The sequence below is a fragment of the Paraburkholderia franconis genome, assembly GCF_009362735.1.
Classification (GTDB): Bacteria; Pseudomonadota; Gammaproteobacteria; order Burkholderiales; family Burkholderiaceae; genus Paraburkholderia; species Paraburkholderia franconis.
The window spans coordinates 1-15,775 of the sequence record NZ_WHNP01000072.1; the positions used below are offsets into that span (position 1 = coordinate 1).

Here is a 15,775-nt window from a genome sequence, read left to right on the forward strand (position 1 = left end):
ACTTCGTGCCGCGCGACAACATCGTCCAGCACGCGGAACTGCGGCGAATGACCGTGATCGAGTATGCGCCGGACAGTGCACAGGCGGGCCAGTATCGCGCGCTTGCCGAGAAGATTCATCACAACGGCGGCAATGGTGTGATTCCGACGCCGATCACGATGGACCAGCTCGAGGACCTGCTGATGGAGAAAGGCATCATGGTGCAGGTCGACGAGTCGCAGGTCGGAAAAAAGGCGGCCGAGCTGACCGCCTGACGAATGCCGGACGACGGTCGCCGTCCGGCGGCCGGATCCGGCGACGACATTCTCCACTTATGGGATATGCAATGACCGCGACGGTTGAAGAACGCAAGGCCGCCAACAAGGCCCTGATCGATGAAGTGCTGCAGGCCTACCCCGAAAAGATGGCCAAGCGCCGCGCCAAGCATCTGGGTTCCTTTGAACAGGGCAAGCCCGACTGTGGGGTGAAGTCCAACATCAAGTCGCTGCCCGGCGTAATGACAATTCGCGGCTGCGCGTACGCCGGCTCTAAGGGCGTTGTCTGGGGGCCGATCAAGGACATGATTCACATCAGTCACGGCCCCGTCGGCTGTGGCCAGTACTCGTGGGGCTCGCGCCGCAACTACTACGTCGGCACGACAGGCATCGATACGTTCGTCACGATGCAGTTCACTTCCGATTTCCAGGAGAAGGACATCGTGTTCGGCGGCGACAAGAAGCTCGACAAGATCATCGACGAGATCCAGGAGCTCTTTCCGCTCAACAGAGGTATCTCCGTCCAGACTGAGTGTCCGATCGGTCTGATCGGTGACGACATCGAGGCAGTCTCAAAGAAGAAGAGCACGCAGTATGGGGGGCACACGATCGTGCCGGTACGCTGCGAGGGTTTTCGCGGTGTGTCGCAGTCACTCGGCCATCATCTTGCAAACGATGCGATCCGCGATTGCGTGTTCGACCACGTCGATCCGAACAGGCGGCCCGCACTCGAGTCGACACCTTACGACGTCGCGATCATCGGTGACTACAACATCGGCGGCGATGCGTGGTCAAGCCGCATCCTGCTTGAGGAGATGGGTTTGCGCGTCATCGCGCAGTGGTCGGGAGATGGCACGCTTGCGGAACTCGAGAGTACGCCGAGATCAAAGCTCAATCTGCTGCACTGCTACCGGTCGATGAACTACATCAGCCGGCACATGGAGGAGAAATATGGCATTCCGTGGGTCGAGTACAACTTTTTCGGTCCGACAATGATCGAGAAGAGCCTGCGTGAGATCGCGAGCCGGTTTGACGACACAATCAAGGCGAACGCCGAAAAAGTGATCGCTAAATACCGCGCGTTGATGGATGCAGTCATTGCCAGGTATAAACCGCGTCTGCAAGGCAAAAAGGTGATGCTGTTCGTGGGCGGCCTGCGCCCGCGTCACGTTATCGGGGCGTACGAAGACCTTGGCATGGAAGTCGTCGGCACCGGATATGAGTTCGCTCACAACGACGACTACCAGCGCACGACGCAGCATGTTGAAGACGGCACGTTGATCTACGACGACGTGACTGGCTATGAATTCGAGAGATTCGTTGAGCACACGCGGCCGGACCTCGTCGGCTCGGGCATCAAGGAAAAATACGTCTTTCAGAAGATGGGTGTCCCGTTCCGGCAGATGCACAGCTGGGATTACTCGGGCCCCTATCACGGCTACGACGGCTTCGCGATCTTCGCGCGCGACATGGACATGGCGATCTCGAGTCCAGTCTGGGGCCTCTCGAAGGCCCCGTGGAAAAAGGCTGCCTGAGCGCAACCGGGCGTTAATGGCATAACGGTGCCGACAGACGGCTGTTCAGATTATCGATTCAGGAGCGAGTCATGCCCCAATCCACCGACAACATTCTCGATCACGAACTGCTCTTTCGCGAGCCAGAATATCAGGCGCTGCTTCGCAACAAGAAGGAAAACTTCGAGTTCACTCATCCTGATGAGGCGGTGAAGCAGGTCGCCGAATGGACCAAGACTGAGGATTACAAGCAGAAGAATTTTGCCCGCGATTCGCTGACTGTGAATCCAGCAAAGGCGTGCCAGCCGCTTGGCGCCGTCTTCGTGGCTAACGGTTTTCACAAGACTCTGCCGTTCGTGCACGGCTCACAGGGCTGCGTGGCTTATTATCGCTCGCATTTCTCGCGACATTTCAAGGAGCCGACGTCGTGCGTCAGCTCGTCGATGACGGAGGACGCAGCGGTGTTCGGCGGGCTGAACAACATGATTGACGGCCTCGCGAATGCGTACAATCTGTACAAGCCCGAGATGATTGCCGTCTCGACGACATGCATGGCAGAGGTGATCGGCGATGACCTCGATGCGTTCATCAAGAACAGCAAGCAGAAGGGCAGCGTACCGCAAGACTATGACGTGCCGTTCGCCCACACGCCCGCGTTTGTGGGCAGCCACGTGACAGGCTACGACAATGCGCTATTAGGCATCCTGAAGCATTTTTGGGACGGCAAGGCTGGCACTTCTCCCCCGCTCGCGCGCGTGCCGGACGACACCGTGAACTTTATCGGTGGATTCGACGGTTTCGTGGTCGGCAATATGAAAGAGATTCGACGGATCTTCCACCTATTCGGGGTGAAGGTCAACATCATTTGTGACCCGTCCGAGACATGGAACACGCCGACCGATGGCCAGTTCCGGATGTACCAGGGCGGTACAACCAAAGAGGAGGTCGAGCGCGCGTTGAACGCGAAGGCAACGTTCGTCTTTCAGGAGTTTTGCTGCGAGAAGACGAGCAAGTTCATCGCCGATCACGGCCAGGAAGTGATCTTGCTGAATGCGCCTGTCGGCGTTGGCGGGACCGACCGCTTCCTGATGGAGATTTCGCGCGCGACCGGCAAGCCAATTCCCGCAGAGCTCGAAAAGGAGCGCGGCCAACTCGTCGATGCCATGGCGGATAGTCAGGCGAACCTGCACGGCAAGCGCTACGCCCTTTATGGCGATCCGGACCAGATGCTCGGGTACACGCAATTCCTGCTTGAACTCGGCGCGGAGCCGGTGCACGTGCTCGCAACCAACGGCAACGAAGGCTGGGCAGAGAAGGTCAAGGCCCTGTTGGATGCATCGCCATACGGTGCAGGATGCAAGGTCTATCCCAAACGCGATCTTTGGCACCTGCGCTCGCTGCTATTCACGGAGCCAGTGGACTTCCTGATCGGCAACACATACGGAAAGTATCTGGAGCGCGACACCGGGACACCCCTTGTGCGGCTCGTGTTCCCCATATTCGACCGCCACCACTATCATCGCTACCCGACTTGGGGGTATGCCGGCGGATTGCGAATTCTACTGGCGCTGCTGGATGAGTTCTTCGAAACACTGGATGCGAACACCATCGATATTTCGAAGACAGACTACAGCTATGATATTGTGCGCTGACGTCGCGTGGTCCTCACCTAGATGCCATATGTGAGGGCAGCGGCGGTTAGAGAGTAATACGGGACTCGCACACCCGTTCTCTGCGAAGGGGCACGCAAATGGACACGCCTGACCCAGTCCACCTCCAGTACGTGGCTTTGGAACTCGACGAGAAGGACTGGAGGCTCTCACTGGGTGATGGACAGTGCGTGCCCAGCCGCTCGGTGGCTACGTCGAAATTGTCTGTTGCGCCGTGCGCTGGTATTGCCGGTTTCAGTTTCTGCTCGACATCGAGGAGTTGTTGTTCGAACGGGCTGTTATTGTCCGCTACGAAACCATTCGACGTAGGTGCGACATGTTCGGCGCGGGCTTAGCACGGCGGGTCAACGCGGCTCGCCGTAGGGCGTGCAGTTGATTTACATCCTCCGTTTCGCCTGTAATCGCGAGCGCAGCGCGCTGGCGAAAATACCTTCGCTTCGTCATCTGGAAACGCGCAGGTACATGATCTGCCAGCGGCTTAACTCGGTTAGCGGGCCGCGCCAACCGACTCTGTGCGCGGCATATCAACAGCGCCGCCACGAGGAAGCTGAAAATGTCGATGCCGTGACACCTTAATCGTATTCTTTGGCCAAGGTTGCTTTCAAAGAATGAAGAAGACGAATTCGCTCTATCACGGTCGCCGTGTCGCTGATAGATCGAATTTTTCGAATCTCGTCACTTACTCATCTTGAGGGTGGCAATATCATCGCGGCCTAACTATCAGGCAGGCTTGCTTTTATTACAGTTCCGGTGCCCGGCGAACTGACTATTTCGATGTGGCCGCCGAGCATCAGGACGCGTTCTTCCATTCCCACTAGCCCAAAGGACTTCTTTCTGGCAGCCAGGACGTCGAAACCTTGACCATCGTCGCTTACTTGGAGAAGGTAGGCATTAGCCGTCCGCTCAAGCGTGATGACCACCCTCGTGGCTTCCGCATGACGGGAGACGTTGGTCAGTGCCTCCTGAACCAGGCGAAACAGCACGATGGCCCGGTCCTCGTCCATTGCGATGTTCTCATCGTGCACGAGCAGGCGACACGTTACACGTCGATTATGGTTGAACTCGGCGGCAAGCCACTCGAGTGCGGCTACAATGCCTGTGTCCAGCGCAGCCGGGCGTAGCGACGTGATGACGCCCCGTACAACTTGCATTGTTTGGTCCACGAGAGAAACCAGTGCCTGCGTCTGGTCGACAAGCTCCGGACAATCAATGCAAAGTTTCATTCGCAAAGCCGAGAGCCTTAGGCGAAGTGCTGTGAGATGTTGCCCAAGTTCGTCGTGCATTTCACGTGCAATACGTTTGCGCTCTTCTTCGCGAGCCGTCTCGCGACGCGAGGTGAGTTCACGTAGCATCTCATACGATTCCCGCAAGCGGTGCTCCACTTCCTTTCGCTCTGACAAGTCGACCACGAAAGCGACACCTTCTTTCCGACTGGATTCGAAGGCAACTCTGCCAACCATAACAGGTATACGGCTACCGTCTTTTCTAATGTATTCCTTTTCGGACGGCTGCACGCGCCCCGTGTGCAAAATTTGCTCCAGAGCCTCTTCGGTGGTCTCGCGCCATTCCTGCGGCGTCAGGTCTCTCCAGCGAATGCGACCTGAGACGAGGTCCTCGCGCTCGTATCCCACCATACTCAGAAATGCGTCATTGGCCTCGAGAATGTCGCCATTAGCGTTCCACACGATGACGCCGATGATGTTTGCGTCGACGAGACGACGGATTCTAGCTTCGCGCTCCGTGAGGTCCTCGTACAAGCGAGTGTTCTCAAACGATGTTGCTGCCTGTGAGGCCAGAAGGCGAAGCACTGCGATTCGAGCTGGAGCGAATGCGCGGGTGATCAGATTGTTTTCGAGATAGAGCACGCCCGTAAGCTTGGCCTGGTTCATCAGGGGCAAGCAGACGATAGAACGGACCCGATGCTCGCGGATGTAGGGATCCGTGCTAAATGCGGGGTCCTCCGCAGCATCGTCGAGAATGACGCTCTCCCCGGTGCGTAAGACATGGTACAGCAATGATTCGGGCATTAACGTCGCATTAATGGGCATAGTGCACAACTGCACGCGAGGCATGTTGCCGTCCGTTGTAGCTTCCGCCGCTATCCATTGTTTGTCGACGTCCGGTAGGATGAGCACCCCCCGCGCCGCGCCCGCCTGTTCGATCGCCGTGCGCATGACCGTATCGACCAGATTGTCCAGGACGATCTCGCCTGAGATTGCCTGCGACACTTTGATCACGGTAGCGAGGTCCAATTGTTCGATGGGCGCCCCGATAGTGGTAGTTGGCATCGGCGCTAGCTCCTCCCCCATGAGATGCGGAAGAAGGTCATCGAGTTGTCGCACCTTGCCCGCGGCACCCCACCGCTGGTAGGCTTGTCGAGCCTCCTTGGCATACATGCATGCGATCTTCTCAAAACCGCGTGTCGAGTAGAAGCGGAAGGCGAGTTCGTTAGCTATAGCTTCGTTATGGACAAAGCCATTAGCGCGTGCTGACAGGATGGCTTCTTCAAAGAGCCGCATCGCGTCAACATCGCGATTTTCCAACCGGGCAATCTCGGCACCGACCAACGCCACGCGGTTAGCGAAATTTGCCGGGCAGATCTTCGACCATATTTTCAGTTGCCGGTGATGCGCGACTACCGTGTCCTGATAAATCTGCCGCTCTCCGGCCGGAACGTGATCGCAATGTGCCGCTCGGGCCAGCGCACTGTAGAAGTGATACTCACAATCCTCCAAATGCGACGAAGACGTCCAGAGCAGTCGTTGCGCCGTCCTTGCGGCGTCAACAGCTTCCGTGTAGTTGCCGGCAATATAGCGTGCCTGTAATTTCCTGATCCAGTACCAGCACGCAGCCGTTGCTAGCGCGGGATTGCCCGACAAATGCTGCTCGACACGGAGTTCCTTGAAATTGCCGTCATCGAGGCGTCCAAACCGGAGCGTCGAGCCGCGGAGCATTCGAATTAGCGCGAGCTGTGTGATCAGGTTATCGACGACCATGCCGAAGCCCGTCTTTTCGGAAAAGACCAGGCCCTGTTCGACTTCATGTTCCACCGCGCTTAATGGCTCGCCGGCAAAGAGCAGGTTGGAGATGACATGGCAGCATGTGTAGGCGGCAGATGGTAGGTCTCCGGTTCGATTCGCCGCCTTGAATGCAGTATCGAGCACCTGATTGCTCATCCGCATGTGTTTCGTCCAGCGCGCGACGTAAAGCGCATAGCAAAGATACGTGACCGCTTCAAAACGCTTGAGGCCCCGTTGTTCGACGAGTTTGTAGCCGAGATCGCCAAACTTGAACCCTTCTTGATAGTCGTTAAAACGCGGTCCGGCTATCCGTGCAAACATAACATAGGCGAAGGAGGACGCGTCGCAGTTGCCATGCTCCAGGCTGAGACTGACCGCTTTGCATATCGTCAGGGAAGCCAGATTCGCGTCCGTGAACCATGCTGGGCGCAAGAGCTTGCTCAGCACATCGGCCGTCGAAAGGAAATCTGGGTCCTTCATTAGCGGCAAGTCGATGAGGTCCTCTATCGTACGACCCCCAAGCCGGCTCCAGATCCGTTCGTACTCCCGTTGTACGTCTTCCTCACCCGGATGGGCGGACCAATGGATCCCGATGTGACGGAGATGGTCGAGGCAGACGGCGACCGCACGATCGCTCTGGTCAAGAGTCAGATAAACGTCCATTTGCAGGCACATGACGAGCGCCTGTTCGACTGTACGTGTTGCGCGAAGTGATAGCATTTTCAAGCGTTGCTCCGCGATCGACAGTCTCCCGGTCAGAAATTCGCATTCGGCTCGAGTTAACTCGAGTGTAAAGATAAGTTCATGCTTGCGCTCCCAGCAATCGTCGGCTAGGAGTTGCGCACCCATGATGAGATAAGTGAGCGCTGATTCATAGGCCGTCGACGCCTTGGCGCGCTGGCCGGCTATCAGGTTGAACTCAGCGAGTTGGTCGCGTTCCTTCTGGGAAGCGACCAGCGCTGCTCCTCGGTTGAGTTGACTGACGATATCGAATATCGCCTGCTCCCGCTTCTCGGGAGGGGTTTGTGTGGCGAGCAGGCGCCCGATACGCAGATGGACCTTTGGACGCAAGCCATCCGGGATCAGCGAATAGGCAGCTTCCTGCACCCGGTCGTGCGCAAACCTGTATGCGTCTCCCAGATCATCGACAAGCTCCTTGTGTACTGCTGGTGTCAGCGACGCTCGCACACTTTGCTTGGTTTTTCCCAACACTTTCGACAGAATCCCGATCGCCGCGGTATTGCCGAGACAGGCGAGCAGTCGCAATGCCCGCCGTGTTTCGGCAGGGAGGCGGGTCAGCTTTACGACCATCAGGTCTGCCACGTTGTCCGTGTAGCCCTTTGCGCGAATGTCTGGCAGACGCCACTGCCAACAGGCCATGTCGTGATCGAAAGTGAGTAAATCCTCGTCGACGAGTGCGTGTAGAAATTGAATGATGAAAAACGGATTGCCGCCAGTCTTATCATGTACGAGTTGCGCAAGCGGCGAGACTCGTTCCGGCGTTGCATGGAGCGCTTCTGCTATCAATCGCTCCACGTGCTCGCGAGTGAGCGGTAGGAGCGGGATTTCGTCAATCGCCGCGCCCATTTTCCTGACCGCATGAAGCTTATTCATCAGCAGATGATTGATGTCTACCTCGTTGCTTCGATACGCGCCAATAATCATCAGATATTTCAGATCCGGGCAGGTTAGAAATTCCTGCAGCAGGTCCAGCGTCGCGGTATCGAGCCATTGGAGGTCATCGAAAAACAGCACCAACGGACGTTCCTGCCGGGCAAAGACACCCGCGAACCGCCGGAAGGCAAGCTGGAAACGGCGTTGTGCCTGATGCAGATCCAGTTCGGGGACGGGCGGCTGGTTGCCGATGACAAGCTTAAGTTCGGGGAGTAGGTCAGTCACGAGTCGCGCGTTTGGCTTCAGTGCCACCATGAAGGCATCGCGCCAAATCGCCAGTTCCGTCTCACCCAGAGTGAGAAGCCGGCGCACCAGATCACGAAAAGCCGGCAGCAGTGTCGAGTATGGTATGTCGCGCTTGTATTGGTCGAACTTGCCCGACGCGAAGAGTGCTCGTAACGGCACCAGCACCTTCTGTAGCTCATTCGCGATCGCGGACTTACCAATGCCCGAATAGCCGGAAACCAGCACCAGTTGCGGTGTGCCCTTGGCGACGACGCGGTCAAACGCCGTGACCAGAGCGTCGATCTCACGTTGCCGACCATAAAGTTTGTTAGGAATTAACAGCCGATCAGGCGTGTCGTGCTCGCCGAGGGTAAAGACTTCGATGTGTCGCTGTCGCTGCCAATCGGTAAGACAACGTCGCAGATCACGCTCCACGCCAGCCGCTGTCTGATAGCGCTCCTCGGGCGTTTTGGCGAGCAGCTTCATAACTATTTCCGAGACAACGGGCGAAATTGTTCCCTCCCGTGCGCTGGGCGCCATCGGCTTGCGAGCAACGTGGCAGTGCACCCATTCCATCGGGTCGGCCGCGCAGAACGGCAATACACCGGTGAGCATCTGATAGAGCACAACGCCGAATGAATAGAGGTCGCTCCGGAAATCAATCGAGCGATTCATTCGCCCCGTCTGTTCGGGTGCCATATATGCCAGCGTGCCGGCAATCGTTTCAGGTGGCGCTGGCGACTGACGCTCGCGGGGCAGTTCTGAAGCAATGCCGAAGCCGGTGAGCCGCAAGAGACCGTCCGCGCAGTTCACCAGAATATGAGCGGGCTTGAGGTCCTTGTGGACGAAACCGCGCTGGTGGATTTTGCCCAGCGCCTCGGCAATGCCGATGGCAACGTGTAAAACAGTTCCCATCTCCATCGGCGCGCCAATCACCTGTTCGAGCGGCTCGCCGCCCGGGTCTTCGAGCACCAATACAGTCCGGTCTTCTCCGCGAATCAGATCTACGGGCCGTACTGCCCACGTGCCATTGAGCTGCTCCTTCAGCTCGAATTCGTGCGCAAGACGAAGGATGGTGTCGGCTGAGGGATTCGCCGCCGTGGTCTGTACGATCAGAACGCTATCGCTGCCGCGAGATTGACGAACTCGACAGAAGACACGGTCCGCGTCCGCCCATAGGACTTGGCGGTTGTTTCGTCTTTCGGAAAAGCGTGGAACGTTCATTTACCGCACCCAGACTCCAAGCCGGTCGAATCAGCAATTATGCGCTGCACCCGGCAGGTATCGCACCTATAAAATGTAAGAAGAAACGAGAAACGGACGAGATTGGGCAGAACACGCTATAAAGAGAGCGGTAGTGCCAAGACGACCGAACATGCACCGGTGCGAAGTTACGGCGTTGGCGCGTTGTGTTGCCCAGTCCGTTTAATAGCATGGTCCGTGAATCGTTGGTGACGGCGGCGAGTGCCGCGTGCCGGATTTCGTTGGCGGGGGCGAGTCGAATACGGCGCTTCCCATGGCGTTGCCGTTCACAATAGTGATGCCAACGATGGCGATAAGCAAGCGCGAAGACAGCGCTAAGGTGTTTCCAAACGCGTTGGGGATCGAATATTGGAGGCTTTGGTGACGGGCTGACCGTACCCAGGGCAGCCTCTGATGAGCCGGTACGTGAGTGCCTGATAATGACAGACGATCTTACGTGATCGCCGACTGGCTGCTGGTGCCCTGTGGTGTCGACGCCGTGGCGCTCGAATCGACGGAACGCTACTGGATAAGGTTCTGGGAGGTATTGTCACGTTGAGTCGCGCAGGATCTGGCGATGCAGAACAGAAAATGCGCTTTGTCATGACCATCGCTTCCCGGCGATCATCGTCACCAGTTGCGCCGTGCGCCCGTACTACCGGTTTCAGTTTAGCCCGCGCGACATCGAAAAGCTGTCGTTCGAACAGGGTGTTGTCGTCAGCTACGAAACCATTCGACGTTGGTGCGACACATTCGGCGCGGGCTTTGCTCACCAGTCAAGGTACGCGCCGTAAACCAGGCGCCCCGTGGTACCTCGACGAAAGTGTGTCACGAACACATGTGAATCCCTTGTGCTGTACTGAAGGTGGGAGTGAACCTCCCCGGAGTCGGCTTGCAGTAGCGGGCTTCAAACCGCCCGGTTCTACTGCGTTAAAAAGGTATGGTGGTGAGCGACTGCGGAAAGGTAATCCATCAGGGTGACAGGTCCGTGTTGAGACGATGTGCGAAAGCAATTCGTTCGATGACGCATCGTTATTATAGAGTGCTAAAGCGCTGTCAAAACACGGAGGCGTTTCGTCGCTCCAGGATGGGTCAGGGCGAGAGCTGCTTGCGGACGAGCCGGCACCTGTCAGATCAACAACACCTCCCAGCGCTTCCGCTGTACCGCGCGGCCTGCCGTTCCTGAAAGAACTGTTCGTAACTCATCACATCCCGGTCGGGATGTGTCCGCCTCATATGCGAGACATAGGTCTCATAGTCGGGCAAGCCGACCATCAACCGCATGGTCTGGCCGAGATAGCGCCCTGCGTTGCGCACGTCGTCCCTCAGTCCTGAGAACATCACGGCCTCCGATCAGTTGGTGCCACCTGTACGCTGGCCGGCGGGCAGCATCTCGAACGGCATTTCCCGATCAGTAGCACGATCGGCGCGACGAGCACGCACGCCAGCAAGCGCCCCATACACGACAACAGTGACAACGACGAAGATGAACAGCCCAGCAAGCGCCGCGTCGATATAGTCGTTGAAAATGACGCGATGCATCTGCGCAATCGACTTCGCGGGTGCGACGATCTTGCCTGCATCGGCAGCTGCGCCGAGTTTCGCCGCGTGCGCGAGAAAGCCGATCTTCGGGTTGGCGTCGAAGATCTTCTGCCAGCCTGCCGTCATCGTACAGATCAGCAGCCACACGGTCGGTACCAGCGTGACCCATGCGAAGCGTTCGCGCTTCATCTTGAATAGCACCACCGTGCCGAGCACGAGTGCAATTCCTGCAAGCATCTGGTTCGAGATGCCGAAGAGCGGCCAGAGCGTATTGATGCCGCCCAACGGGTCGACGACGCCTTGATAGAGGAAGTAGCCCCACGCCGCGACGCAGAGCGCAGTAGAGATCAGATTGGCTGGGATCGAATCTGTGCGCTTGAGTGCAGGATGGAATGTGCCGAGCAGGTCTTGCAGCATGAAGCGGCCGGCGCGCGTGCCCGCGTCGACCGCCGTCAGAATGAAGAGCGCCTCGAACAGGATCGCGAAGTGATACCAGAATGCCATCATCGCCTGACCGCCCATCACCTGATGCAGGATCTGCGCCATACCCACGGCGAGTGTCGGTGCGCCGCCTGCGCGCGCCACGATGGTCGTCTCACCGACGGCTTTTGCAGTTTGCGTCAGCATCTCCGGCGTCAGCACGAAACCCCATTGAGACACGGTGTGCGCCACGGCTTCAGGCATCTCGCCGAGCACCGTAGCAGGTGAGTTCATCGCGAAGTACACGCCGGGCTCGATCACGGCCGCTGCGACCAGGGCCATGATGGCGACAAAGGATTCCATCAGCATCGCGCCGTAGCCGATGAAGCGCGCGTTGGTTTCGTTATCGAGCAGTTTCGGCGTCGTGCCCGATGAAATCAGCGCATGGAAACCCGACACCGCTCCGCAAGCGATGGTGATGAAGAGGAACGGGAACAGGTTGCCCGACCAGACGGGACCTGTGCCGTCGATGAACTTCGTCAGCGCCGGCATTTTCAGCTCTGGTGCGACGATCAGAATGCCGGTTGCTAGACCGAGGATCGTGCCGATCTTCAGGAACGTCGACAGATAATCGCGCGGCGCCAGCAGCAGCCACACGGGCAGCACCGATGCGATGAAACCGTAGCCGATCAGAATCCAGGTGAGCTGTGTGCCACTGAACGTGAACCATGCGGCCAGTGCTGCCGAATCGTGTACCTGCTGGCCGAATACGATCGATGCCATCAGCAGCACGAAGCCGATCACCGACACCTCACCGATGCGACCCAGGCGGATAATGCGCGTGTAGATGCCCATGAAAAGCGCAATGGGAATCGTCGCGGCGACCGTGAACGTGCCCCACGGCGAATTCGTCAGCGCCTTGACGACGATCAGCGCCAGCACGGCAAGAATGATCACCATGATCAGGAAAGCACCGAACAGCGCAATTATGCCAGGGACTGTGCCGAGCTCCATCTTCACGAGATCGCCGAGCGAACGTCCGTCGCGGCGCGTCGAGATAAAGAGCACGATGAAGTCCTGCACCGCGCCCGCGAAAACGACTCCTGCGAGAATCCAGAGCATGCCGGGCATGTAGCCCATCTGCGCGGCGAGCACCGGGCCGACGAGCGGACCCGCGCCGGCGATGGCCGCGAAGTGATGGCCGAACAGCACGTACTTGTTGGTCGGCACGTAATCGAGGCCGTCGTTGTGCCGCACGGCGGGTGTCATACGCTGGCCGTCGAGCTGCACGACATGGTTTGCGATGAAGTGGCTGTAGAAGCGGTACGCGATCAGATAGACGCAGACGGCGGCGATCACAACCCAGAGTGCGTTGACCTTTTCGCCATGCGTGAGCGCGATGGTACCGAACGAGAACGCGCCCAACAGCGCGACTGCCGTCCACACCAGAAAACTGGATGCCCGGTTCATAGGAGTCTCCAATATAGTTTTACGAACACCCGTCAGCGCTGCTGGCCGGGTCCACTGCGGCTCGTTGTGCGGGTGCCGCGCATGGTCGAAGATGTGCCATGCTTTGGGCGTGTAGTATTCGTCTTCGTCCAGTGCGACACAAGCGCACAACCACGTAACTGTGCTACGTAGTTCTACGTAGCCTGCCCGACCGGTTTTCCAAGATGAAACTCAAAGCGAAGATATTTCTGCTCGCTGTCGTGCCATTTCTCGTCGCAATAGCGGGCATTGCATTCGGCGTGCGCCATCAGGCGACGTCGCTTGCGAAGGTGCAGCACGACACGACCCAGTTGGCCTATATGGCCAGCAAGAAAATCGAATTGCGCAATTATGTCGATCTCGCGTCGAGCGCCATCAAGCCTCTGTACGACGAGGCCGGCAACAACGCGCGCGACGATGCCTTGCTGCGCGACCGCGCACTCGCGATGCTGGAGAAAATGGACTTCGGCCCGGACGGCTACTTCTTCGTCTACGACATGCACGGCCGCTCGTTGATGCACCCGCGCGAGCCGAATCTCGTGGGCCGTGACTTGTGGACGCTGCGCGATCCCGCTGGGGCGCTGACCATCCAGCAGTTGCTCGGCGCGGCTGCACAGGGAGGCGGCTATGTGCGTTATGTGTGGCATCGTCCGTCGACCGGCAAGCTCGCGCCGAAGCTCGGCTATGTCGTGCCGCTACGGCGCTGGGGCTGGATGCTCGGCACAGGAATCTATCTGGACGATGTTGATACGACGCTCGCACGCATCGATCGGCGCGCATCGGGCGATATTGACCACACGATGATGTGGATCGGCACGATTGCGCTTGCCGGGCTCTGCGTGATTGCCGTCTGCGCGCTTGTGTTGAACGTAAGCGAGCACCGCAGCGCCGACGCCAAGCTCAAGCGTCTCGCGCAGCAGGTGGTGGAGTCGCAGGAAAACGAACGGGCGCGGCTGTCGCGGGAACTGCACGACGGCATCAATCAGATGCTCGTGTCCGTCAAGTTGCTGCTCGAATCGGCGCTTGCGCGTCTCGAACTGAGCGCAACGCACGTCCCGCCGGCGGAAGCAGCGCTGTCCATGGGTATCGCTCGCCTCGCCGATGCGCTGCGCGAAGTGCGCCGCATCTCGCATGCACTGCGTCCTTCGATGCTCGACGATCTGGGCCTCGCGGCGGCGCTGGAACAGTTGACGCGCGAGTTGAGCGCGCAGAGTCAACTGGTGATCGGTTTCACGCAGATTTCCCACGATCACGCCGCGCACTTGCCCGATAGTGTAAAGACGGCGCTATTTCGTATCGCGCAGGAAGCGTTGACCAATATTCTCCGGCACGCACATGCGACCCGGGCGGCATTGGCGCTCGAAGTATCGGGGAGCAAGATCACTCTCTCTATCAGCGACGACGGGCGGGGCTTCAATGTTGAACGCGTACAGTCCGATCTTTTTAGGGGCATCGGTCTGCGCAACATGCGTGAGCGGCTGGAGGCGCTCAACGGCAGCCTGCAACTAGACTCACGCGCGGGTCATACAATAGTAACGGCGACCGTGCCTCTTTTCACGCGCGGCCCGCTTCCGGAAAAACTACAGGTGAAACGTTCATGAACTATCCAACGGGCGCGGCGCGCCTCATACTTGTCGATGATCACCGCTTGTGCGCGACGGCTTGCGCGCGCGGCTCGAGGCTGTGCCAGGCTTTGCCGTCGTCGGCGAAGCGGGCAATGCGGAACAAGCGCTGGCGCTCGCGGCCGCGCAGGAGCCTGACCTCGTGCTGATGGATGTCGGCATGAAGGGCATGAATGGAATTACGCTCGCCGCGCTGTTTCATGAACGCTTTCCTGGCATACGCGTGCTCATGCTGTCGATGCACGACAACGTTGAGTATGTGACCAAAGCCGTTCGCGCCGGTGCGCGCGGCTATGTTTTGAAGGATTCGCCGGGCGCGGAAATCATCCGCGCGATCGGTGCGGTTCTCGATGGGAAGACGTTCTTCAGCGAAGGACTTGGCGCGCGGCTCATCCATGCATTCACGATTCGCGATCCTATGGAACGTTTGACACCGCGAGAGCGCGACATTCTCGACCAGCTGGCCGAAGGGCTGTCGAGCAAGCAGATCGCACAGCGCAGCGGTCTGTCAGTGAGAACCGTTGAAACGCATAGGCTGAATCTGAAACGCAAACTCGAAATTGATGGTCAGGCGGAACTGATCAAGTTCGCCGTGGAGCACCGGCGCTCAAGTTAGGTCGACCGCCCGGAAGGGCGGTATTGCGCGAATCGGACAGCGGCGATACATGCGCGTTTCAGCACGTCCCGCTGTGTAGGGGACTTTTGCCCGACGATCTCGAGACCCGCCTCCTGCAACGCCGCAATAGCCGACCACGACATCAGCCGCACGCGCTTGCCTTTAAGACGCCCACGGCGATGCGTGCGCATGCGAAGCCCGCGCCGAATGTCGCACCTACGTCGAATGGTTTCGTAGCTGACGACAACACCCCGCTCGAACGACAACTTCTCGATGTCGTGCAGCCTCAACTGAAACCGGTAGTACGGGCGAACGGCGCAACTAATGACGATCGCCGGGAAGCGATGGTCGCGACAAAGCCCATTTCGTGTCCTGTATCGCCAGATGTTATCCGACTCACTGAGCAACGTGACGGTGACCACGAGACCTCTAGCCGCAGCCGATTGGAAGCGTCAGAATTTCCCGAGAGAACGGAGGCATGAAGCAAC

Annotated in this window: 6 protein-coding genes and 5 pseudogenes; 7 read left to right on the forward strand and 4 right to left on the reverse strand. The window is 58.4% G+C overall.

From position 1 onward, the window contains the following. The 4 genes and pseudogenes from nifH to GCT13_RS49935 all read left to right on the forward strand — a co-directional run. A pseudogene (nifH, locus tag GCT13_RS38820) lies at positions 1 to 254 on the forward strand (nitrogenase reductase); the annotation flags it as partial. A gap of 71 nt (positions 255 to 325) precedes the next feature. Further along, positions 326 to 1,789 (forward strand): nitrogenase molybdenum-iron protein alpha chain, encoded by a 1,464-nt coding sequence (gene nifD, locus GCT13_RS38825; protein ID WP_152767246.1) that lies wholly within the window; start codon positions 326 to 328, stop codon positions 1,787 to 1,789. A gap of 71 nt (positions 1,790 to 1,860) precedes the next feature. Further along, a complete protein-coding gene (nifK, locus tag GCT13_RS38830) occupies positions 1,861 to 3,420 on the forward strand; it encodes a nitrogenase molybdenum-iron protein subunit beta (RefSeq protein ID WP_087740446.1) in 1,560 nt (519 codons plus the stop codon). A gap of 184 nt (positions 3,421 to 3,604) precedes the next feature. Then, positions 3,605 to 3,802 (forward strand): annotated as a pseudogene (locus tag GCT13_RS49935) (hypothetical protein); the annotation flags it as partial. 349 nt (positions 3,803 to 4,151) lie between these two features. On the opposite strand, the gene GCT13_RS38840 reads toward GCT13_RS49935, so the two are convergent. Then, on the reverse strand, positions 4,152 to 9,581 hold the full coding sequence (locus tag GCT13_RS38840; protein WP_087740448.1) for an AAA family ATPase: 5,430 nt from the start codon (positions 9,579 to 9,581) through the stop codon (positions 4,152 to 4,154). Positions 9,582 to 10,168: 587 nt separating this feature from the next. Between GCT13_RS38840 and GCT13_RS49945 the strand changes: the two are divergent. Next, positions 10,169 to 10,421: pseudogene (locus tag GCT13_RS49945) on the forward strand (IS6 family transposase); the annotation flags it as partial. Between the two features lie 312 nt (positions 10,422 to 10,733). On the opposite strand, the gene GCT13_RS38845 reads toward GCT13_RS49945, so the two are convergent. Next, positions 10,734 to 10,940 (reverse strand): YbdD/YjiX family protein, encoded by a 207-nt coding sequence (locus tag GCT13_RS38845; protein WP_087740450.1) that lies wholly within the window; start codon positions 10,938 to 10,940, stop codon positions 10,734 to 10,736. A gap of 12 nt (positions 10,941 to 10,952) precedes the next feature. After that, a complete protein-coding gene (locus GCT13_RS38850) occupies positions 10,953 to 13,031 on the reverse strand; it encodes a carbon starvation CstA family protein (protein WP_087740451.1) in 2,079 nt (692 codons plus the stop codon). 203 nt (positions 13,032 to 13,234) lie between these two features. On the opposite strand from GCT13_RS38850, the gene GCT13_RS38855 reads away from it, so the two are divergent. Beyond that, a complete protein-coding gene (locus GCT13_RS38855; RefSeq protein WP_087740452.1) occupies positions 13,235 to 14,650 on the forward strand; it encodes a cache domain-containing protein in 1,416 nt (471 codons plus the stop codon). Continuing rightward, positions 14,647 to 15,287: pseudogene (locus tag GCT13_RS38860) on the forward strand (response regulator). Before GCT13_RS38855 ends, GCT13_RS38860 begins: the two are co-directional and overlap by 4 nt. Positions 15,288 to 15,477: 190 nt before the next feature. On the opposite strand, the pseudogene GCT13_RS38865 reads toward GCT13_RS38860, so the two are convergent. Beyond that, positions 15,478 to 15,673: pseudogene (locus GCT13_RS38865) on the reverse strand (IS6 family transposase); the annotation flags it as partial. Positions 15,674 to 15,775 lie beyond the last annotated feature (102 nt).